The following is a 21,983-nucleotide window of genomic DNA, read 5'->3' on the forward strand; positions in this document are numbered from 1 at the left end:
TCATCCCCCGACCCATGCCTGCCTCACCTCCGCCCGCGCTTCCGAAAAACTCCCTCTGGCGGCCCTACACGCAGATGCGGAATGCCGCGCCGCCCCTCGAGGCCGTGCGTACCTCGGGCTCGCGGATCGTGCTCGCCGACGGACGCGAACTCATCGACGGCATCGCCTCGTGGTGGACCGCGGTCCATGGCTATAACCATCCCCACATCCGCGATGCGGTCGCGGCCCAGCTCGATGCCATGCCCCATGTGATGTTCGGCGGGCTCACCCATGCGCCGGCAGAGCGCCTGGCGTCCCGCCTCGCCGCCTTGGCGCCGGGCGACCTCGACCACGTGTTCTTCACGGATTCCGGCTCGGTGGCGGTGGAGGTGGCGCTCAAGATGGCGGCGCAGATGTGGCTCAACCGGGGCATCGCCGGACGCAGCCGCTTCCTCGCCTTCCGTGGTGGCTACCATGGCGACACGATGGGGGCGATGTCGGTCTGCGACCCGGAAGAGGGCATGCACCGGCGCTTCGGCGCCTATCTGCCTGCCCAGGTCTTCTGCGATCTTCCGCGCGACGACGCCACCGCCGACGCCCTCGACCGTGCCCTGGCCGAGCATGGCGCTACCCTCGCGGCGATCATCGTCGAGCCCCTGGTCCAGGGGGCCGGCGGCATGGTGATGCACGCGCCCGAGACATTGGCACGGGTGGCGCGGGCGGCCGAGCGGCATGGACTGCCCCTCATCGCCGACGAGATCTTCACGGGTTTCGGCCGCACCGGCACTCTGTTCGCCTGCGAGCAGGCCGGAATCGTGCCCGACATCCTCTGCCTGTCGAAGGCGCTTACCGGCGGCACCATGGCGCTGGCCGCGACGATCGCACGGCGTCCGGTCTTCGAGGCTTTCCTGTCCGACGATCCCGCGGCGGCGCTGATGCACGGGCCGACCTTCATGGCTAACCCTCTCGCCTGCGCCGCCGCCAATGCCAGCCTCGACCTGTTCGAGACCGAGCCGCGCCTGGATCAGGCGCGGGCGATCGAACTCCGCCTGCGTAATGGGCTCTCCGGCCTTCGCGGCCTCGCCGGTATCGCCGACATCCGCGTCCTCGGAGCCATCGGAACTGTCCAGTTCGCACGCGCACCCGATCTCGCGGCGCTCAAGGCGCGCTTCGTGGAGCAGGGGGTTTGGGTCCGTCCCTTCGGCGACATCGTCTACCTGACGCCGGCCCTGACCATCGCGCCGGGCGATCTCGACCGGCTCTGCGAAGCCGTGACCCATGTGGTCCGGGCATCAGTCGACGCTGAGGCGCAGAGCTGAAAATCTGTCCGCTTCCACCCTGCAACCTGAACGGATGTTTATCGTTGGATCAGGTTGGGTCAAACGGTGAAGGGTGGGCATCGTGGTGAATGAGACGACGCGCTCGGACGACGACAGGCCGGTGATCCTCCTCGTCGAGGATGAAGCCCTGACGATCATGGACCTCGGGGATGTCCTCGAGGATGGCGGCTACGAGACGGTGCAATGCGCGTCTGCGGAGCGCGCCCTCGGCATCCTGCAGGCCCGGCCCGATATCTGCGGGCTGATCACGGATGTGGAATTGTCGGGCAAGGTCAACGGGTTCGAACTCGCCAACGCGGTGTCGGAGGCCCGGCCGACTTTGCCGATCGTCATCGTGTCTGGCCGCGCCGCGCCTGATCCGGAGCGGATTCCCGCAGGCGCCCGCTTCATCTCCAGGCCTTGCACCGGAGAGGACATCCTTCAGCAGATCAGGAGCCTGATGCCCTGCTGAGGCCTCCGCATAGGTTCGGACCTCCTCAGCACGGAGCTGGTCGGCGATGAGTCCTTTGCCGACCGTCGATTTGGCGCGAATTTAAGCCGACTGTCATCCCAGCTTCACGAGCCGGACGCCACATGCGCCCAAATAGCCCGCTGATCCCGCCTGTGCCATCTGGCCGTGCGGGAAGAGCGTGGCTGTCTGCAAGTGTGGAGTCGGGCGGCGATGGTTTCGGCTGATCAGCGAGGGACGGTGTCGTCCGGCAAGGCCTCACCCTCGGGCAAGTCCGCAATGGACAAATCCGAAACAGGCAAGCTCGGCGAGGCTGATAGGGATAGCGAGCAGACGATGGGCAAGTCCGACAAGCGTATCCGTCCTCCCGGTTCGAAGAGTGTCGGCTGGGCCCTCGTTCAGGCCGCGCGGCTGCATCGTTCCAGAGTCGGCGACCGCTTGGCCGCCCTCGACCTTTTCGCCGGTCAGGAACAAGTGGTGCAGGCACTGGCTGTTGCCGGAACCATGACTATGGGAGATCTGGCCGCCACTTTGAGGGTTCGTCCGCCCACCGCCTCCAAGACGATCTCGCGCCTCGCGGCCCTCGGTTTCGTCGAGCGTCGTGCAGAAGCCGGGGATGGTCGCGTCGTGCGCGTGCGGCTTACCGATACGGGCCTCGCCAAGGCGGAGGCCATCGAGCGCATCTGGGACGATGTCGAAGCCGAAATGCTCGACGGTTTCGACGGCAAGGAACGGCGTCGCCTGCGCAAGCTCTTGCGCAAGGCCGCTCGCAACCTCGCCGACGTGTCCGGCGTCACCGGCCACGAGGTCGACGGAGACTCGGATATCGAACTCGACGACGACGAGCCCGATGCGCTGGTCGTGCCGATCCAGGCCGACCGCCTCGACTGAACCCTTTGGGATTCTGCTCTTCGGTCAGCGAATCGGTGAAGCGTCACTGGGGGGGAAACCTGCGCGTGCCGAACTGAGGAGCGCCCTCAGATTTTTCTGGCGATGCCCGAGTTCGCGTGGACACCCAGCTTAGGCTTGGGCGCGCGCCGCAGCTTGCGGCGCTCCAATCGGCGCGCGAGACGGCCGGCAAGCCGGTCGATCATCATGACGATGGCGCTGACGATGATGGCGAAGGCGCAGGTGCTCCCGATCAGGATACCGATGACGCCTGGTGTCGGGATCACCATGAGGCAGACGAGACCGAATAGGGCCGTCAGCGGAATCCATTTTGCCATTTCGCAGACGGTCCCTCGGTAAGGCCGGACCGACGTTGCCACACCTCCATAAAGACACTCTTAAACCAATGGCGAGCGTTGCAGAGAAGCCCGCCGGCCTTCCCTGTCGCGGGAAGGCCGGTTCGGATTCGCCTCAGCGGCGGTGGTGGTGGTGGCGGTAGTGGCGACGCGAATTCATGCGCGTCCGGTAGGCCCTGCGACCCGGATCGATCCCGAGGGCGCCGTTGACGGTCCCAACTGCGCCACCGACCGCGCCACCCACGATGCCACCGATCGGTCCGCCGACCCGGTCACCCTCGGCCGCGCCGCGACGGACACCACCGGGAAGGCCCTGGGCCTCGGCCGCGCCCGACAGCGCAAAGGCGGATAGGACGAGGGTGGCAGCAAGCAATGCCTTCTTCATGACGGCTTTCCTTCTCTTTCGTTCCTAAACCGGCCGCATGTTCGCGGCCGGTTCGGCTTCGAGCGTTCGGATCGGCACCGTCCTCGACAAGGACGGCGCGCCGTCACGCATAGACTGATAACGGCCGAGCTTCGAAAAGGTGGCATCGATCCCGCCGGGCGCTCGCGGTTCCATGGTGGACCGGGTCCAGGAAGAGGAGATGAGAGGCGCATTGGGATGGCTTCAAGCGATTGCCCGTTGACTCTCGCACCGCTGCTGGTTTCTGCCGTCCGGCGCTGCTAGAAGCCGGGAATGCGCGTTCTTGACGTCCCGCGCGGCGCGAGCCGCCTTCGAATTACGAGCCCGGCCTCCGCCTGAAGGCCGCTGCGGCGGCCCGAGCGGGAGCCGGGAGGGCGGTCGCACCGCCTCCGTTCGCCGACATCGGCCCAATGCCGACCGTCTTGAAGATCAGCGCACCGTTTCGCAGAAGATTCCATGACCGATTCGACAGCCACCGACGCCGGCCTGCCCGCCCGCGACTATTCGCAGACCCTGTTCCTGCCCAAGACCGAGTTCCCCATGCGGGCCGGATTGCCGGTGCGCGAGCCTCACCTGCTGGAGCGTTGGGCCGCCATCGACCTGTATGGCCAGATCCGCGTGAAGGCGGCCGGCCGGCCGAAATTCGTGCTCCATGATGGGCCGCCCTATGCCAACGGCAACATCCACATCGGCACGGCGCTCAACAAGATCCTGAAGGACGTCATCGTCCGCAGCCAAGGCGCCCTCGGCTACGACGCCAATTACGTTCCGGGATGGGACTGCCACGGCCTGCCGATCGAGTGGAAGATCGAAGAACAGTACCGTGCCAAGGGTCGTAACAAAGACGACGTTCCGGTCATCGAGTTCCGCCAGGAGTGCCGGACATTCGCCGCGCATTGGCTCGACGTGCAGCGCGCCGAGTTCAAGCGCCTGGGCGTCACCGGCGATTGGGAGCACCCCTACGCGACCATGGCGTTTCCGGCGGAAGCCGCCATCGCCCGTGAACTCATGACCTTTGCCATGACAGGGCAGCTCTATCGCGGCTCGAAGCCGGTGATGTGGTCGGTGGTGGAAAAGACCGCCCTCGCCGAGGCCGAGGTCGAATACGAGGACCATGTCAGCGACACGATCTTCGCGGCGTTCCGGCTCACCGCAGGGGCGCCCGATGACCTGGCCGCTTCGCGGATCGTGATCTGGACCACGACCCCCTGGACGATGCCGGGCAACCGCGCCGTCGCTTATTCGAAGCGCGTCGCCTACGGGCTCTACCGGGTGACTCAGGCCGCCGAAGAGAATTGGGCCAAGACCGGCGACAGCTATATCCTGGCCGATAGCCTGGCCGCCGGGGTCTTTACCTCGGCCCGCGTGGAGAAGTTCGAGCGTGTCCGGGACGTCACGGCCGCTGAGCTTGGCGGCCTCACCCTCTCGCATCCGCTCGCCGGGCACGTTTCCGGCTACGATTTCGCGGTACCCCTCCTCGACGGCGACCACGTCACCGACGAGGCCGGTACAGGCTTCGTCCATACGGCGCCGGGCCATGGCCGCGAGGATTTCGAGGTCTGGACGGCCAATGGCCGGGCCCTTGCCCAGCGCGGCATCGAGACCCGTATCCCCTACACCGTCGATGCCGACGGGGCGCTCACCGAAGAGGCGCCCGGTTTCACGGGAAAACTCGTTCTGACTCCGAAGGGCGACAAGGGGGACGCCAACAAGGCGGTCATCGCTGCATTGACGGAGGCCGGCTCCCTGGTCGCGCGTGGCACGCTGAAGCACAGCTATCCTCATTCCTGGCGCTCGAAGAAGCCGGTGATCTTCCGCAACACGCCGCAATGGTTCATCGCCCTCGATAGGCCGGTGGAGGCGCTGGGCGAGAAGACACTGCGCGACGTGGCGCTGAAGGCCATCGACGAGACACAATGGGTGCCCACCCAGGGCAAGAACCGCATCAACGGCATGGTCGCCAACCGCCCGGACTGGGTGGTGTCGCGCCAGCGCGCCTGGGGCGTGCCGATCACCGTCTTCGTCAAGCGGGGCACCAGTGAGGTCCTACGCGACGAGGCGGTGAATGCCCGCATCGCGGCAGCCTTCAAGGCGGAAGGGGCGGATGCCTGGTTCACCGATGTCGACGGCGCTCGCTTCCTAGCCCCGGATTACGATCCGGCCGAGTACGAGAAGGTGACCGACGTCCTCGACGTGTGGTTCGATTCCGGCTCGACGCATGCTTTCGTGCTCGACGACCCTGAGATGTTTCCCGGCCTGTCGGGTGTCGTGCGTAAGCGCGACGGCGGCCTCGACACGGTGATGTATCTCGAAGGCTCCGATCAGCATCGCGGCTGGTTCCAGTCCTCGCTGCTCGAATCGAGCGGGACCAGGGGACGCGCGCCCTACGACATCGTCCTCACCCACGGGTTCGTCCTCGACCCGAAAGGGCTGAAGATGTCGAAATCCAAGGGTAACGTCGTGGCGCCGCAGAGCGTCATCAAGGATTCCGGTGCCGATATCCTCCGCCTGTGGGTCGCGGCCTCTGACTATGCCGACGACCTGCGCATCGGCCCCGAGATCATCAAGACTTTCGCCGAGACCTACCGCAAGCTTCGCAACTCGCTTCGCTGGATGCTCGGCTCGCTGGCGCATTTCGAGGCCGGGCCGGCCGTGCCCCATGCCGAGCTGCCCGAACTCGAGCGGCTCATCCTGCATCGCCTCTGCGAGCTCGACGGTGAGATCCGCGAGGCCTACGCCAGCTTCGACACCAAGCGCGTGGTGGCCCTGCTCAACGGATTCATGACCGGCGATCTCTCGGCCTTCTATTTCGACGTGAGAAAGGACGCGCTCTATTGCGACCCGATCTCGTCGCAGGTCCGCCGTGCCTCCCTGCAGGTGATCGACGAAACCTTCCGCCGGGTGACGATCTGGCTCGCGCCCGTGCTCGCCTTCACGGCGGAAGAGGCCTGGCTCGATCGCTATCCGTCAGCCGTCGGTTCGGTCCATCTCGAGACCCTGCCCGAAACGCCGACGTCCTGGCGCGACGACGCATTGGCTCAGCGCTGGCAGAAGATCCGCCGCGTCCGCCGGGTCGTCACCGGCGCCCTGGAAATCGAGCGCGCAGCCAAGCGCATCGGAGCGAGTCTCGAGGCGGCGCCGACCGTGTTCATCGCCGATCCCGACCTGCTCACGGCCCTCGACGGAATCGACTTCTCGGAAGTCTGCATCACCTCCGGCATCACCATCGAGGCGGGCGAGGGCCCGGCCGACGCTTTCCGGCTCGATGACGTGCGGGGCGTGGCGTTGGTCCCAGGACTTGCCCAGGGACGGAAATGCGCCCGTTCTTGGCGGGTCTCGGAGACTGTCGGGTCCGATCCCGCCTATCCGGACGTGACGCCGCGCGATGCCCAGGCGTTGCGCGAGTGGGACGCCGTCCATGGCGGGGCGGGGGCGGCGTGATCCGAATGCGCCGGGCGGCCATCCCTCTTTTCCGGGGGAGGCCGGTCATGAAGCGACCGGAGGAGCGGGCGCCGTCTCCGAGCGACGCGGCGCGTCCCTCACCTGACCTAAGCTCAGGCGAGGGCCGACCTCGTTCGCGACCGGGAAAGGGACGAGTGTGGCCATGACCTCCTTCCGCCTTGGCCTTGTCGTCCTCCTGACCACCCTCGTCCTCGATCAGGCCTCCAAGCTCTGGCTCTATTTCGGCACCGACCTGGTGCTGACGCAGCCCTGGCACCTGACCGCCTTCGTGGATTTCGTCGTCGTGTGGAATCGCGGGATTTCCTACGGTCTGTTCCAGCAGGATGGCGGCCTGGGTCGCTGGATCCTGGTGGCAGTCTCCGTGGCGGCCTCGATCGGGATGATCGCCTGGATGCGCCGTGCCTCGTCGGCGCTCCTGGCCGCCGCCCTCGGCCTCATCGCGGGCGGGGCGATCGGCAACGCCATCGACCGTGCGGCCTACGGCGCGGTGTTCGACTTCGTCCACCTCCATGCAGGAGCATGGTCCTGGTACGTCTTCAACATCGCCGATGCGGCCATCGTCGCCGGTGTGGTCGGACTCCTCATCGACAGCCTGATCCCGGTCCGGCGCCCTCGCGACGGGGCCTCGCCCGGCGAGGCCTGAAGATTCGCGTGGCTGTGTTCCGTAAACCACAATACGGATCCTTATCTCCGTGAGGCTGGTGCGCTGCGGTCAAGGCGCCATACGATCGCCTGAAACCGCCGTCAGGCCACGAGGGCAGGATCGGCATCGACCAACGAACGCCGGTGCCTTCCGGGCAGGCACGCATTCGAGCCGGCGCAATCTGCGAGCCGGCGTAATTTGGGGGCAGCATGATCGGGCATCGTGGGTTCATCCTGGGCCTTACCGGACTCCTCGCCGCTAGCGGCGCGCAGGCGCAGCAGGGCGTGTTCATGCGCGACACCCTGAGCAGCATGGGCCTGATCGAGGCCGATAAGCCGGCCATCACTTACCGTGAGCGGGCGCCCCTGGTGATGCCGCCCAAGCTCGACGGCAAGGCGCTGCCGCCGCCGCGCGCCGCCACCGCCACGCCGCAATGGCCCAAGGATCCCGAGATCGTCCAACGCGAGCGCGAACTCGCCGACGCGAGGAAGCCGATCTCCCGCGGGGCACAGGGGCGGATGGACGACAACAACATGACGCTCTCGCTCGACGAGATGCGCGGCGGTCGCCGTGCCGACGCGAGCGTGCGTACCGAGCCGGGTCGTCCCGAAAGCGACGGTGCTTCGTCTTCGATCTGGAGCCCCTTCGACATTTTCGGCAAGCGCGAGGAGAAGGCCGAGCCGATTCTCGTCGAGCCCGATCGCGATACGCTGACCGATCCGCCGAACGGATACCGCAAGGCTCCGAAGGCGGTCGCCCGGAACAACAGCGACCCGATCAACAATCCCTCGCGCGAGCGTGAAGAAGCCGATCCGGGTGCCTACATCCGGGGACGTTAGGCGCGTTCGAATCTCGGACCTGCCTGGTCCGGCTCTTCGAGAGGGCGAGGGTAACGCCCGGCCGGTGTCGGTACGGGATTTGCCCTGACTTCAGTTCCTCGGGCTCACGGCATCCGAGGAGTGCGCAAGAGGCATTGCGCTCATGACGGGCGGTCACGTGTGGCCGACGTATCAAGGAAAAGACGATGCATCTGCTGCGGAAGGATACGCCCGGGTTCTCGCTCAACCGCCGCTACGGCCATGCGGGCCGGGCCGAGGCCGCGCCCTTCGGCCGGTCCGAGGCAGGTGGTCCCGAAGTCTCCGCCTTCGCCCTCGATAACGGCCTCGACGTCGTGGTGGTGCCCGATCACCGCGCCCCGGTGGTGACCCACATGGTGTGGTACCGCAACGGTTCTGCCGATGATCCGATCGGACAGTCCGGCATCGCGCATTTCCTCGAACACCTCATGTTCAAGGGCACCGAGAAGCATCCGGTCGGCGCGTTCTCGCAGGCCGTCTCCGGCCTCGGCGGACAGGAGAACGCCTTCACCTCCTACGATTACACCGCCTATTTCCAACGCGTCGCCCGCGACCATCTCAAGACCATGATGGAGTTCGAGGCCGACCGCATGACCGGTCTCGTCCTCGAAGATTCCGTCGTGGCGCCCGAGCGCGACGTGGTGCTGGAAGAGCGCCGCATGCGGGTCGAGACCGATCCGTCGGCGCAGCTCTCGGAGGCCATGGCTGCCTCGCTGTTCGTGCATCACCCCTACGGCACGCCGATCATCGGCTGGATGCACGAGATCGAGGATCTCAACCGCACCCACGCTTTGGATTACTACAACCGCTTCTACACCCCCGAGAATGCGATCCTCGTCGTCGCCGGCGACGTGACGCCCGATGAGGTCCGCCGCCTCGCCGACGATACCTACGGCCTCGTGACGCCGCGCGGATCGCGGCCGGTGCGGGTCCGCGCCAAGGAGCCGGAGCCCCGCGCCCTGCGCCGCCTCAGCGTCGCCGATCCGAAGGTGGAGCAGCCGACCCTGCAGCGCCTCTACCTCACCCCGTCCTGCATGACCGCCCGCGACGGCGAGTGCCACGCCTTGGAACTCCTGGCCGAGGTGATGGGCGGCGGCTCGACCTCGTTCCTCTACCGCAAGCTGGTGATGGAACTCGGCGTCGCCGTGAATGCCGGTGCCTGGTACATGGGCTCGGCCATCGATGACACCCGCTTCTCGGTCTACGCCATCCCGGCCGAGGGCGTCAGCCTGGAGCGGCTGGAGGAGGAGGTCGACCGCGTCCTGCGCCGCGTTCCCTCCGAAGCGCTGGGCCCGGAGGCGATCGAGCGGGCCAAGACCCGGCTCGTGGCCGAGACGGTCTATTCTTCCGACAGCCAATCCTCGCTGGCCCGAATCTACGGCTCGGCCCTCGCGATTGGCGAGAGCATTGAGGAGGTCCGTCGCTGGCCCTCGGATATCGAGGGGGTCACGCAGGCCCGGCTCGCCGCCGTCGCCGAGCGCTACCTGATCCCCGCCCGCTCCGTGACCGGATACCTGACGAAGACGCGCGATCCCGACGCCGCCGCTGCGTGAGGCGAGCCCTCGCGCGATCCCGCTGATGCCGGCCCGGGCGCCCAGAAAAAGAATGAGGTTCTCATGAACTCGGTCGAAGCCAATCTGGTCGATACCACCGCCCGCGGCGCGGAGGCTCCCACGGTGGCGCTTCCGGTGGCCGCCGCCGCCGGGATCGAAGCCTGGCACGTGGAATCGCCTGTGGTGCCGATGATCGCCCTGGCCTTCACTTTCGAGGGCGGTGCCGCACAGGATCCCGAGGGCAAGGGCGGCGTCGCCCAGATGCTGGCCCGCCTCCTCGACGAGGGCGCAGGCGATCTGTCCTCCGACGCCTTCCAGGAGCGGCTGGCCGCGCGGGCCATCGAATTGTCGTTCCATGCCGGCGCCGATGCGGTGGGCGGCTCCCTGAAGATGCTGGTCAAGCACGCCGACGAGGCCATCGATCTCCTGGCCCTCGCGCTGGCCAAGCCGCGCTTCGATGCTGACGCCATCGAGCGGGTCCGTGCCCAGACCCTCGCCGGCCTGCGCTACCAGCAGAACGATCCGGGCGTGATGGCCTCACGCCGTTTCTTCGCCGAGGCCTATGCGGGCCATCCTTATGCCCGGCCGTCCTCCGGCACCCCGGAGAGCATCGCGGCCATCACCCGTGACGACCTCGTGGCGATGCATCGGCAACTCATCGGCCGCGGTGGACTCAAGGTGGCCGCCGTCGGCGCCATCGATTCCGACCGTCTGGCCGATGCCCTAAACCGCGCTTTCGGTGTCCTCGACGAGGCCGGACCGTTGAATGCCGTGCCGCAGACGCAGGTCGGCCAGCTCGGTCGCCGCGTCGTCGTCGATATCGACGTGCCGCAATCGGTCCTGCGCTTCGGCATGGGCGGCGTGCCGTGGAAGGACCCGGATTTCATCCCCGCCTATGTACTCAACCATATTCTGGGCGGCGGCTCTTTCACTTCACGCCTGTTCCAGGAAGTGCGCGAGAAGCGGGGACTGGCCTATTCCGTGGGCACCTCCCTCGTCAGCCACCGCGCCAGCGCCATGACCTGGGGCTACACGGCCACCAAGAACGAGCGCGTCGGTGAAGCCCTGTCGGTGATCGGCGACGAGATCGGCCGGCTCATCAGCGACGGTCCGTCCGACGAGGAGCTACAGAAGGCCAAGGATTATCTCACCGGCTCCTATGCGCTCGGCTTCGACACCTCGACCAAGATCGCGCATCAGCTCGTGCAGATCTCCTTCGAAGGGCTGGGGATGGATTACTTCGCCCGCCGCAACGAAATGGTGACGAACGTAACCCAGGCGGATATCCGCCGCGCCGGCGCTCGCACCTTCGCCGACGGCAGGATGCTCGTTGTGGCGGCGGGGCGGCCCACCGATTTCCTGTAGGATTCGCATGCCTCGCGGCGTGTCGGCCGAGCCCCGGATCGGATGCCTTTCGCGCCCCACGCATCGGGGGACGTCACCGTCCTGCCAAGTCTACCTGATTCTGCCCGCCGTCGCGTCGGCACGACCGTTGCCAGGACCGATCACGTCCTGCATTCAGGACGGGTGATGGCCTTCGGGGCTTCGGGGAGAGTAGGGATGACGCGTTTCGTTCGAATTCTGCCGGGTCTGGCATTCGGCATCATGGCCGGTCCCGCCCTGGCGCATACCGGGCAGGGCGATGCGTCGGGGCTCGCCCATGGCTTCCTCCATCCGCTCACCGGCCTCGACCATATGCTCGCCATGGTGGCGGTGGGCCTCGTCGCCGCGCAGGTCGGCGGCCGCGCGATCCTTCTCGTCCCGCTGTCGTTCATCGGCATGATGGTGGTGGGCGGCGCGCTCGGTGCGTCCGGCGTGGTGCTTCCGCATGTGGAGACCGCCATCGCCCTGTCCGTCGCCGTGCTCGGTGCCGCCGTCGCCCTGCGCCTGACGATGCCGGTCGCGGCCGCCATGGCGCTCGTGGGCGTCTTCGCAGTGTTCCACGGCCATGCCCACGGTGCCGAGATGCCGGAGGCGGCCTCGGGCCTTGCCTACGGCGCCGGCTTCGTCGCTGCCACCGCCCTGCTCCACGCCGTGGGTCTCGGTCTCGGCCTCGGCATGGGCCGCCTCGGTGAGCAGAATGGCCGTCCGGCGCTACGTGTCGCCGGCGCAGCCTTCGCGGCCGCCGGTCTCGGCCTCCTGGCCGGCGCTTTCTGAAAGCGTAGCCCTACAGCCTTCGCGCCAGGGCTTCGGCTTTGGCGCGGGCCTCGTCACGGGATTGCCGGTCGAGATCGGCTCCCATCAATCCCTTCTCGACCGCGATCTGGTGGACGTCGGTGATGCCGACCATGCGCAGCCAAGTGGCCATGTAGGTCGATTGGTGGTCGTAGATCTCGGCCGGGAAATCCGCGCCGATAGCGACGCCGCGCGCATTGATGACGACGGCCGTGGCATCGAGCATCCCGTTCTGGCCGCTCTCGTCGAAGGTGAAGAGAAGGTCTTTCTGCGAGACCAGATCGAACAAGTGCTTGAGCTTGTAGGGGATGGTGTAGTTCCACATCGGCACCGCGAACAGGATCGGGTCCGCCGCGCGAAACCTGTCCGCAAGGGCGCGGATCGCCACCCAGGCCTCCTCCTGCGCGGGGCTCAAGGTTTCGCCCGCCAGGGCCGCATACTTGCCCGCCAGCGCCTCCCCGTCGAAGTCCGGAAGCGCCGTGTTCCAGACATCGAGCATGTCCACTTTGCCCTCCGGATGCGTCGCACGCCAGGCATCGAGGAAGGCGCGGGCGACCTCGATCGACGCCGAGCGTTCCTTGCGCGGTGACGCTTCGACGTAGAGTAGGTGGGGCATGCGGGAACTCCGATGGTCGGTGAGCGAGGGATCTATCGCGCATTCCGCCCCGGCCTAGGGGCACGCTCCCTTCGCGGATGGTACGCAGGGGCATCGCATTCCGGCGTCGGATGACCCATGTCAGCGTTCCCTCGTCATTCGAAGGACAGGCTGATGCACCTCACCGGACTTCATCACCTCACCGCCATCACCGCGCGGGCCGCCGACAATGCGGCCTTCTACACGCGGAGCCTCGGGCTGAGGCTCGTGAAGAAGACGGTGAATCAGGACGATGTCTCGGCCTACCACCTGTTCTACGCCGACGGCGTCGCCTCGCCCGGCACCGACATGACCTTCTTCGACTGGCCGGCGCCACCCGAGCGCCGGGGCACCGACAGCATCGTCCGGACGGCGTTCCGCGTCTCGGGGGAGGGCACGATCGCCTGGTGGCGCGAGCATCTCGCGCGAGACGGCGTGATCCACGAGGAGCCCGTCCTGCGCGACGGTCGCCTCACCCTGGATTTCGAGGATCGGGAAGGCCAGCGCCTGATGCTGGTGGATGACGGTGGCGCGGGAGACGCCCATCCCTGGCCCGCCAGCCCGGTGCCGGTGGAGCGGCAGATCCGTGGTCTGGGGCCGATCCGCCTCAGCCTTGCGCGGATCGAGGCGACCGAGGCGGTTCTGGCCGACGTGCTGGGGATGAGCCAATCCCGTACCTATGAACTGCCGGAAGGCGAAGTCCGCGTCTGGCAGATGGGGGACGGTGGCGCCGGTGCCGAGCTACACCTCATCGCCCAACCCGACCTGCCGCCCGCGCGCCAGGGAGCGGGGGCGGTCCACCACGTCGCCTTCCGCGTCCCCGATGCGGACTACGCAGGTTGGGCCGACAGGCTGAAACAGCGCCGCATGCCCTCCAGCGGACCGGTGGATCGCTACTATTTCAAAAGCCTGTACTTCCGCGAGCCCAACGGCATCCTGTTCGAGATCGCCACCGACGGTCCGGGCTTCACCGCCGACGAGCCGCTGGAGGCGCTGGGCGAGCGCCTGTCCTTGCCGCCCTTCCTCGAAGGACGCCGCGCTGAGATCGAAGCCGGGCTGAAGCCTCTCTGACCGCAAGACGACTACCCCGAGCAGGTTCGGCAGGAGACGAGCCCCGGCGCGGACCGGTTTCGGCTAGCAGGTTCAGCAAAAGTGGTCACCGGTTCTGCGTCCTCGAACCGGTGGCCGTTCAGAGGCCAGAGCGAGGTGAAGCTTTGGCTGGCCAATGCGAACTACTTACGTCAGACGACGAAACCGGGAACGGGCGTCGATTGCCCGCGCCGCCGTCATTTTTCGCCCGAACCAAGTCACCAGCACTCACTTTGTCAGCGTGATTCTGTTCGAGGGAAGCAACGAATGGATGCCTCTGCGCGTCCGCTCCGTCAGATCGACAAGCATCCGCAACGCTCAGCAATGATCCCCACTTCGTCTAGATCAACCCTGTTGGGCTGATCGGACAAATTCTGGCGGCTTGCTGACAGATACATCATGACGGTGAGCATGATCCCCCTTCTTCCAGAACGGCTGAGTCTGGAGTGGGGGAGCCGGGATCCCGGCGGAAAGAGCATTGGCCTGTCGTTTCAGTCTGCTTTATCTGAGTAATTCTTTGGAAAACAGTACTCGCCTGAAAAGGCGATCGAATTAAGAAATATTTAGCCCGTATTGGCGATAACGCACATCGGAGGCGAAACCTCCCGTCGGCAAGAGCAGTGAAACGGCCTCCGACATTCTCCCATCCCATCGGAACTCAGGCTGAACGATGTTCAAGTTGTCGATCGCGAAGAAATTGGGATTTTTCTCAGGCCTTGGCATTCTCCTGGCGGTCGGATTGGTCGCCAACCAGTGGATGGGAAACCAGCGGATCATTCATTCCATTGAAGCCGTTGCTCGAGAGCAGACGATCCTCGACGGTATCAAGAACGCACAACTCGCACAGTCCCGGATTCAGGTCGCCTTCCGCGACGTGCGCCTGTCCGAAACGGAAGAGGCCTACAAGGATGGCGTTAACCGAATTCGGACGAGCTTGGAGTCCGCCCATGAGGGACTCAAGACACCGATCCGTATCGCCCTGAAACCCGACGTCCTCAAGGATATCGATACTGCGCTGGCGCAGTTCACGGATCTCGTCCTCAAGTCGGCGTCCACCATCACGTACGATCAGGGTCGCAAGAGAACCGACGCGGCGGCCCTAGAGGCGGCGACGGCACAACGGGACATCGCCCGCGGGAAGGCCTTTGCCGCGATCGAGCAATCGCTTTCCAATGCGCAGCGCTTCGCGGACGAGGCGCGGCTGTCGTCGACCGCTGCCGTGGAAACCGCCACCCTCGTGGGTCTCGTGATCGGTGGCGTGGCGATCCTCCTTCAACTCGGTTCGGCCCTCTTCTCGATGGTCACGGTCGCCCGGCCGATCCGCGGAATGACGGGCGCGATGAACCGGCTAGCCGCAGGCGATGTCGAGGTCGCGATTCCGGACCGGACGCGCACGGACGAACTCGGCGCCATGGCGGAGGCGGTGCAGGTGTTCAAGGACGGCATGATCCGCAACCGCGCTCTCGAGGTCGAAACCGAGCACCTGCGCGGCGTCGCGGAGGCGGAGCGCAAGGCCGGCATGCATGCCCTGGCCGACGAGTTCGAGGCGGCGGTCGGCGGGATCGTGAGCATGGTGTCCGCTGCGGCCACCGAAATGCAGGCTACCGCCTCGCAGCTGACGGCCTCCGCCGAGGAGACGTCGGCCCAGTCCAGCGCGGTTCTGTCGGCCGCCGAGGAAGCCTCGGCCAATGTCACCGCCGTGGCCGGTTCGGCCGAGCAGCTCGGCGCCTCGGTGGCGGAGATCGGCCGTCAGGTCGCACGTTCGGCGGACATGACCGCCGCCGCCGTCCGTGAGGCGGAGCAGACCGCACTGGCGGTGTCGGAACTTCGCGAGGTCGCCGCCAGCATCGGCGATGTCGTGAACCTCATCTCCAACCTCGCCGGCCAGACCAATCTCCTCGCTCTCAACGCGACGATCGAAGCTGCGCGGGCCGGAGAAGCGGGCCGGGGCTTCGCGGTGGTGGCCTCCGAGGTGAAGGAGCTCGCGAACCAGACCGCCAAGGCCACGACGGAAATCTCCGCGAAGATCGGGGCGATCCAATCCTCCACCCGCCAGGCAGCCAGCGCCATCGACGGGATCTCCTCGACCATCCACGGGATCGACGAGACGGCCGCCGCCATCTCCGCATCGATCGCGCAGCAGGATTCCGCGACTCGGGAGATCGCGGGCTCGGTGGCACAAGCCTCGATCGGCACCGGCGAGGTCAGCGCCAACATCACCGGCGTTGCCCGTGCGGCGCAGGAGACCGGCGCCGGCGCCGGCCAGGTGTTCACCGCCTCGTCGGAACTCGCACGACAGGCGGAGCGGCTGAGCGCGGAAGTGCAGAAGTTCCTGCATACGGTGCGCGCTGCCTGAACCGAGGGCCGATAGCACTTCTCCGGTCGAGGACTATCAGCGCCGCCCGCCTCTCGATGAGGCGGGCGGCACGCGTCGCGATGCAGCCCGCCGCCTTGGGCGGACACTCTCCCTCCCTCCCGGGGAGGGCACGGGAGCCCCGCGAACGCCCTTCCCACCCGCGTTCCCGCAAGATCCTGAGAAGGAATCGGGACGAGGTCGCATCGCCCGAGGCATCGCCGCCCTCAAGTAAGAGCAATTCCAGACAGTTGGCGGTTTCGCTGCCTGCGCGCCTGCTATGCCTTGACGGGCGTGCCGCAGGTGCGAGAAGACCCGGCTGAAGGCCGAGATTCGCAAGCGAAGTTTGAGACGGACCCGTCGATGAGCAAGTTCAACGAGGAGCGTGTACTGAGTGTCCATCACTGGACCGACACGCTGTTCTCTTTCCGCACCACCCGTGACCCCGCGTTCCGCTTCCGCAACGGCGAGTTCGTGATGATGGGAATCGAGGTCGAGGGCCGTCCGCTGCTGCGCGCCTACAGCGTCGTCTCGGCCAATTACGAGGAAGAGCTCGAGTTCTTCTCGATCAAGGTCGAGAACGGCCCGCTGACCTCTCGGCTCCAGCACCTCAAGGTCGGGGACCCGATCATTGTCGGCAAGAAGCCCACCGGGACGCTGGTGCTCGACAATTTGATGCCGGGCAAGAACCTCTATCTCCTCGGCACCGGCACCGGCCTCGCGCCGTTCATGTCGATCATCAAGGACCCGGAGACCTACGAGCGCTTCGAGAAGGTCGTTCTCGTCCATGGTTGCCGACAGGTCTCGGAACTCGCTTATGGCGAGACGATCACGCAGGACCTGCCCAACCACGAGTTCCTCGGCGAGGTCATCTCCGCCGGCCTGATCTATTACCCTACGGTCACCCGCGAGCCCTTCCGCAACCGCGGCCGGATCACCGACCTGATGACCTCCGGCAAGCTGTTCGAGGATATCGGCCTGCCGCCGATGTCGGTGGAGAACGACCGGTTCATGCTGTGCGGCTCGCCGGACATGATCCGCGACACCCGCGAGATGCTGACCAGCGGCGGTTACGTGGAAGGCAACCATGGTGAGGCCGGCCACTACGTCATCGAGAAGGCTTTCGTCGAGAAGTGACGTGCGCGCCGTCTTCGTCGCCGGCGCCGGCACCGAGATCGGCAAGACCTACGTCACCGCGTCCCTGACGCGCGCCCTGCGCGCGCAGGGCTGCGCCGTTTCGACCCTGAAGCCTCTGGCGAGCGGTGTCCCGCCCTTCGGCGATCCGGCATTTCGTGAGAGCGACACGGCGATCCTGCTGGACGCACAGAGGATGCCGCTGACGGCCGAGACGGTGGAGGCCTGCTCGCCCTGGCGTTTTGCCGCGCCGCTCAGCCCCGATCTCGCCGCCGCTCGCGAAGGAAGGAGCCTGAGCCTTTCCGAGCTCGTGAGCTGGTGCGAGGCCCGGCTCCAGGGAGCCGCCACGGAGACGATCATCGTCATCGAAGGCGTCGGCGGCCTGATGAGCCCGGTGACGTCGGAGGCGACTGGCCTCGACTGGCTCGAAGCCCTGGCCCTGCCGACGATCCTCGTCTCCGGCAGCTATCTCGGGGCGATCAGCCATGCGCTGACGGCGGCGGAGACCCTGCGCTGTCACGGCCAGCGGCTGCTCGCCGTCGTCGTCTGCGAAAGCCTCGGCGCTCCTACGTCGCCGGAGACGGTCGCCGACGCCATCGCCCGCCATGTGCCGGTTCCGGTCGTCTGCATCGCCCGCGACGGCGAGTGCCCGGAGGCTCTGGCGCGGCTGGTACGGGCCGGCTCGTTAAACCCTACCGCCTGACGACAGCGCCAGCGTTCCGGAAATGGCGAGTCTGTCTCGACCCGCCGGGGATTCGCCCAGGGACCGCGCACGATGTCGTCACTTGTGCGATCCGGGGCCATACACCATGGACGGCCCGTCCGTTACCCTTAGGTTCGATACACTCGGGTTCGATCCGGCGGATGCCAGCGTCTTCGGCTTGTCCGTGCAAGGAGTACTCCATTGGCCCACCAGGAAACGGCTCATGGAGCGCCGACGGACGCGCGCGTCGCGCCCCGCGCCAGCCTGCCCCTCCTCCTCGGAGCGCTCGGCATCGTCTATGGCGATATCGGAACGAGCCCCCTCTACGCGTTCAAGGAGGCCGTGCGGGCGGCGAGCGGAGGCGGCCCACCGGCCGCCATCGCGGTCGTCGGCGCGGTATCGCTCATCTTCTGGGCGCTGATCCTCATCGTCTCGCTGAAATACGCGGTGCTGATCCTGCGGGCCGACAACCGGGGGGAGGGCGGCATCGTCGCCATGCTGGCGCTGCTCGGCGCCCGCCATGCAAAGCCGGGCACGCGGCAGGCCGCGCTCCTCGTCGTCGGCCTCATCGGCGCGGCCCTGCTCTACGGAGACGGCGCGATCACCCCGGCAATCTCGGTGCTGAGCGCCGTGGAAGGCCTCAAAGTGGCGGCCCCAGGGCTGGATCATCTCGTCCTGCCGATCACGATTGCGATCCTGGTCGGGCTGTTCCTGGTCCAGAGCAAGGGCGTCGCCTTCATCGGCCGCATCTTCGGCCCGGTAATGGTGGTGTGGTTCATCGTCCTCGCGTTGCTGGGCCTCGGCGGCATCTGGCACGCGCCTCAGATCCTCGGCGCTCTCAACCCCTGGCGCGCGGTGGATTTCCTCGTCCATGCGGGCTGGCATGTCAGCTTCGCCATGCTGGGCGCGGCCTTTCTCGCCGTCACCGGCGGCGAGGCGATGTATGCCGATCTCGGCCATTTCGGCGCCAGACCCATCCGCATCGCCTGGTTCGGTCTCGTCCTGCCGGCCCTCGTCATCCATTATTTCGGCCAGGGCGGGCTTCTGCTGGTGGAGCCCGACGCGATCGAGAACCCGTTCTACCGCCTGAGCCCGGACTGGGCCTATTATCCGCTGATCGCGCTGGCGACGCTGGCCACCGTCATCGCCTCGCAGGCCATCGTCTCGGGCGTGTTCTCGCTCACCCAGCAATCGATCCAGCTCGGATTCCTGCCGCCCATGCGGGTGATCCACACGGCACGCGAGGAGCGCGGGCAGATCTACGTGCCGGTGATCAATTGGCTGATGGCGGCCGCGACCCTCACGGCCGTCCTCACCTTCGGCTCATCCGATAAGCTGGCCGGCGCCTACGGCATCGCCGTGTCGTCGCTCATGTCGATCACCACCCTGCTCGCCGCCCTGGTGGCGTTGAAATGGGGCTACAACCCCGTCGCGGTCTTCGCAGTCAATGGCTTCTTCCTCGCCATCGACATCGTCTTCCTCGGTGCCAACAGCGTGAAGCTGTTCGAGGGCGGCTGGTTTCCCCTGGTGCTGGCCGGCTTCGTCGCCTTCCTGATGCTGACCTGGCGCAAGGGAAACATCCTGGTGGAGGAGGCCCGCGCGACGTTGCGGCAGCCCGAGGCGGAGTTCATCGAGCAGCTGCGCCGCAAGCCGCCGATCACCCTGCCGGGCAACGCGGCCTTCCTGTCCTCGGCCACGAGCGGGATTCCACTCCACCTGTCGCGCTTCGTCGAGCGTAGCCATGCCCTGCACAAGCGCATCCTGCTCGTCACTGCGCTCTACGAGGAGGCGCCGAGCGTGCCGCGGACCGAGCGCGCCGAGGTGACCGAGATCACCCCGGATATCTTCCGCCTCGTCCTGCATTACGGCTTCATGGAGGACGCCTCGATTCCCGACGGGCTACGATGCGCCGTCGAATGCGGGATCCTGCCGAAGGAGTTCCTCGACGACCTGACGATTTTCATCGGCCACGAGACCATCATCCCGAAGAGCGACCAGCGCGGCATGGCGACATGGCGTGAGACCATCTTCGCCTTCCTCCTGCGCAACGCGGAGGCCACCGGCGCGCAATTCTGCATCCCCACTCGCCAACTCGTGGAAGTGGGCACCGAGATCGAGATCTGACTATTCGGCGTCGGGGCTACGCGGCATCCGCGCCGCCACGCATTCGCGCATGGCATCCTCGATCTTCGCCGCCTTGGCGTTGCCGTAGGCGGCGACGTCATCGATGCATTTCAGGAAGTACCCGGCGGTGAAGCTTTCGCTGATGCTGTTGAACGACTTGCCGAGACGTGAGGCGATCTGCATCCGGTCTATGGCCGTGCCCTTGGTCCATTCCGTCAGCGGGTCGTTCATCGACAAAGCCTGCGCCGGGGCGGAGACCAGAAGTGCCATCGCCACGAGGACGGCACGGGCAACTGTCTCGTCGAACATCTCGCATCCTCCCATCGGTTGTACCGGCTGAACACCGTGCTTTCGACGCCGGTTTTTCGGGGCAGTTAGCGAAATTTTCTTGTTCAGGCAATAATCTCAAGTCATGCGTTCATGATCAAACAGGTTTGTTTGTAAGTACTTATTATATAATCTGCTTTGCTCCTCCGATATCCTCCGTCTGCGCTGGCCGCTGCTGAAGCGTTGCCGCCAATCCGGTCCTCCCCACGCCACCCTCACGTGAGTTACCCCCGCCGCCCTTGCATCCTGCCTCACGGCACCGCACAGACCAGATGGCGTTCTTCTCATCTATCCAGCCGGTCGCAGGACCATCTTCCATGACCGATGTCTCACCCGCCCTGGCCTTGCGTCTGCGTCAGCAGGCCCTGCTCTCGGATTTCGGCGTCGAGGCCCTGCGTGCCACCGAGCTGTTGCCCTTGCTGCATCGCGCCGTCGAACTCTGCGCGGAAGGCATGAAGGCCGAGTTCTGCAAGGCTCTGGAATATTCCAGAGAGCAGGATTGCCTGCTGATCTGCGCCGGTGTCGGCTGGAAGGACGATGTCGTCGGCAAGGCCATCATAGGGGCCGATCTGGCATCCCCGGCGGGTTACGCCTTGAAGACCGGCCAGCCGGTCATCTCCAATCACCTTCAGGTGGAGACCCGGTTTCGCACGCCGCAGATCATGGCCGATCACGGCATCAAGCGGGCCATCAACGTGCTCATCGCCAACCGCGACGGGCATTATGGGGTGCTCGAAGTGGACGACACCCGCGAGGGCAAGTTCGAGGAGGCGGACATCGCCTTCATGCAGGGCTTCGCCAATCTTCTCGGCGGCGCCATCGAGCGTCAGCGCGGCGAGGCGCGGCTGAAGGCCGCCCTGGAACGGCAGGACCTCCTGTCCCGCGAGATGAGCCACCGGGTCAAGAACAGCCTCGCGGTGGTCGCCGGGTTCCTGGCCCTGCAGGCTCGCGGCTCGGACGACGAGAAGGTGAAGGAAGCCCTGGTCGATGCGCGCACCCGAGTCGAGGCCGTGGCCGCGGTTCACGATCAGCTATGGCGCCAGCCGACCCTCGGCGCCATCGATGTCTCGGGCTTCCTGGAAGCGCTCTGCGGCAAGCTCCAGGAGAGCGCCCGGCGCAACGTCATCCGCTGCGAGGCGGTCCGTCTCGACATTCCGGCCGATCTCGCGATTCCGCTCGGGCTCTTCGTCAACGAGCTCGTCACCAACGCGATCAAATACGCCTATCCCGACGGCGAGGGCGAAATCCGAGTCACCGCCCGTCCGCATGAGGAGGGCGGCCTCGTCATCGGCGTCGCCGACGATGGCGCCGGTCTGCCGGATGGGTTCGACCCGACCCAGGCCCGGAGCGCGAGCCTCGGCATGCGCATCATCAACAATCTCGGCCGCCAACTCGGCGGTCCGCTCACCGTGGCGCCCGATGTGAAGGGCGCGCATTTCTCCCTCAGGATGGTCCTACCATCATAGGGAACGCGAACGACGCTTACCCACCATAGCCCCGTCACGAGCGATCGTG

General features: G+C 66.4%; 19 protein-coding genes. 15 read left to right on the forward strand and 4 right to left on the reverse strand.

Features of this window, described 5'->3' with window-relative positions; genetic code table 11:
* Window positions 1-14 precede the first annotated feature (14 nt).
* From AC0IXR_RS16745 to AC0IXR_RS16755, 3 genes are all read left to right on the forward strand, one after another.
* Window positions 15-1,298 (forward strand): adenosylmethionine--8-amino-7-oxononanoate transaminase, encoded by a 1,284-nt coding sequence (locus tag AC0IXR_RS16745; protein ID WP_471761519.1) that lies wholly within the window; start codon window positions 15-17, stop codon window positions 1,296-1,298.
* 82 nt (window positions 1,299-1,380) lie between these two features.
* On the forward strand, window positions 1,381-1,770 hold the full coding sequence (locus AC0IXR_RS16750) for a response regulator (RefSeq protein ID WP_056423399.1): 390 nt from the start codon (window positions 1,381-1,383) through the stop codon (window positions 1,768-1,770).
* Window positions 1,771-2,103: 333 nt separating this feature from the next.
* Complete coding sequence (locus AC0IXR_RS16755) at window positions 2,104-2,658, forward strand: MarR family winged helix-turn-helix transcriptional regulator (protein ID WP_156467655.1); 555 nt, start codon at window positions 2,104-2,106, stop codon at window positions 2,656-2,658.
* Window positions 2,659-2,744: 86 nt separating this feature from the next.
* Here AC0IXR_RS16755 and AC0IXR_RS16760 read toward each other — a convergent pair whose 3' ends face one another.
* Together AC0IXR_RS16760 and AC0IXR_RS16765 are read right to left on the reverse strand one after the other, a co-directional pair.
* Complete coding sequence (locus tag AC0IXR_RS16760) at window positions 2,745-2,993, reverse strand: hypothetical protein (protein WP_471761520.1); 249 nt, start codon at window positions 2,991-2,993, stop codon at window positions 2,745-2,747.
* Window positions 2,994-3,126: 133 nt separating this feature from the next.
* The gene (locus AC0IXR_RS16765; protein WP_056423171.1) at window positions 3,127-3,396 is read right to left on the reverse strand and encodes a hypothetical protein; all 270 of its coding nucleotides are present in this window, start codon (window positions 3,394-3,396) and stop codon (window positions 3,127-3,129) included.
* A 474-nt stretch (window positions 3,397-3,870) separates the two neighbouring features.
* Between AC0IXR_RS16765 and ileS the strand changes: the two genes are divergently transcribed.
* From ileS to AC0IXR_RS16795, 6 genes are all read left to right on the forward strand, one after another.
* Window positions 3,871-6,855: an isoleucine--tRNA ligase gene (gene ileS / locus AC0IXR_RS16770; RefSeq protein WP_471761521.1), complete on the forward strand. Its 2,985-nt coding sequence runs from the start codon at window positions 3,871-3,873 to the stop codon at window positions 6,853-6,855.
* Between the two features lie 163 nt (window positions 6,856-7,018).
* On the forward strand, window positions 7,019-7,519 hold the full coding sequence (gene lspA / locus AC0IXR_RS16775; protein WP_056423178.1) for a signal peptidase II: 501 nt from the start codon (window positions 7,019-7,021) through the stop codon (window positions 7,517-7,519).
* A gap of 209 nt (window positions 7,520-7,728) precedes the next feature.
* Window positions 7,729-8,358, forward strand: coding sequence for a hypothetical protein (locus AC0IXR_RS16780; protein ID WP_207413047.1), 630 nt, complete (start codon window positions 7,729-7,731; stop codon window positions 8,356-8,358).
* A 185-nt stretch (window positions 8,359-8,543) separates the two neighbouring features.
* Window positions 8,544-9,929: a M16 family metallopeptidase gene (locus AC0IXR_RS16785; protein ID WP_056423183.1), complete on the forward strand. Its 1,386-nt coding sequence runs from the start codon at window positions 8,544-8,546 to the stop codon at window positions 9,927-9,929.
* Between the two features lie 63 nt (window positions 9,930-9,992).
* Window positions 9,993-11,294 carry a M16 family metallopeptidase gene (locus AC0IXR_RS16790; protein ID WP_471761522.1) on the forward strand — a complete coding sequence of 434 codons (1,302 nt, stop codon included), beginning with the start codon at window positions 9,993-9,995 and terminating at the stop codon, window positions 11,292-11,294.
* Between the two features lie 195 nt (window positions 11,295-11,489).
* A complete protein-coding gene (locus AC0IXR_RS16795) occupies window positions 11,490-12,086 on the forward strand; it encodes a HupE/UreJ family protein (RefSeq protein ID WP_056423189.1) in 597 nt (198 codons plus the stop codon).
* Window positions 12,087-12,096: 10 nt separating this feature from the next.
* Here AC0IXR_RS16795 and AC0IXR_RS16800 read toward each other — a convergent pair whose 3' ends face one another.
* Complete coding sequence (locus tag AC0IXR_RS16800; protein ID WP_471761523.1) at window positions 12,097-12,720, reverse strand: FMN-dependent NADH-azoreductase; 624 nt, start codon at window positions 12,718-12,720, stop codon at window positions 12,097-12,099.
* Between the two features lie 153 nt (window positions 12,721-12,873).
* Here AC0IXR_RS16800 and AC0IXR_RS16805 point away from each other — a divergent pair, with 153 nt between their 5' ends.
* The 5 genes from AC0IXR_RS16805 to AC0IXR_RS16825 all read left to right on the forward strand — a co-directional run bounded on the left by AC0IXR_RS16805 (window position 12,874) and on the right by AC0IXR_RS16825 (window position 20,141).
* The gene (locus tag AC0IXR_RS16805) at window positions 12,874-13,809 is read left to right on the forward strand and encodes a ring-cleaving dioxygenase (protein WP_461235676.1); all 936 of its coding nucleotides are present in this window, start codon (window positions 12,874-12,876) and stop codon (window positions 13,807-13,809) included.
* Between the two features lie 688 nt (window positions 13,810-14,497).
* Complete coding sequence (locus tag AC0IXR_RS16810; protein ID WP_471761524.1) at window positions 14,498-16,183, forward strand: methyl-accepting chemotaxis protein; 1,686 nt, start codon at window positions 14,498-14,500, stop codon at window positions 16,181-16,183.
* A gap of 360 nt (window positions 16,184-16,543) precedes the next feature.
* The gene (locus tag AC0IXR_RS16815; protein ID WP_056454539.1) at window positions 16,544-17,317 is read left to right on the forward strand and encodes a ferredoxin--NADP reductase; all 774 of its coding nucleotides are present in this window, start codon (window positions 16,544-16,546) and stop codon (window positions 17,315-17,317) included.
* A gap of 1 nt (window position 17,318) precedes the next feature.
* Window positions 17,319-18,017: a dethiobiotin synthase gene (gene bioD / locus AC0IXR_RS16820; protein WP_471761525.1), complete on the forward strand. Its 699-nt coding sequence runs from the start codon at window positions 17,319-17,321 to the stop codon at window positions 18,015-18,017.
* Window positions 18,018-18,281: 264 nt separating this feature from the next.
* Window positions 18,282-20,141 carry a potassium transporter Kup gene (locus tag AC0IXR_RS16825; RefSeq protein ID WP_471761593.1) on the forward strand — a complete coding sequence of 620 codons (1,860 nt, stop codon included), beginning with the start codon at window positions 18,282-18,284 and terminating at the stop codon, window positions 20,139-20,141.
* On the opposite strand, the gene AC0IXR_RS16830 is transcribed toward AC0IXR_RS16825, so the two are convergent.
* Window positions 20,142-20,450, reverse strand: coding sequence for a hypothetical protein (locus AC0IXR_RS16830; protein WP_419953250.1), 309 nt, complete (start codon window positions 20,448-20,450; stop codon window positions 20,142-20,144).
* Window positions 20,451-20,785: 335 nt separating this feature from the next.
* Between AC0IXR_RS16830 and AC0IXR_RS16835 the strand changes: the two genes are divergently transcribed.
* Window positions 20,786-21,934 (forward strand): sensor histidine kinase, encoded by a 1,149-nt coding sequence (locus AC0IXR_RS16835; RefSeq protein ID WP_056430889.1) that lies wholly within the window; start codon window positions 20,786-20,788, stop codon window positions 21,932-21,934.
* Window positions 21,935-21,983 lie beyond the last annotated feature (49 nt).

The sequence above is a fragment of the Methylobacterium sp. AC832 genome, from assembly GCF_979256025.1.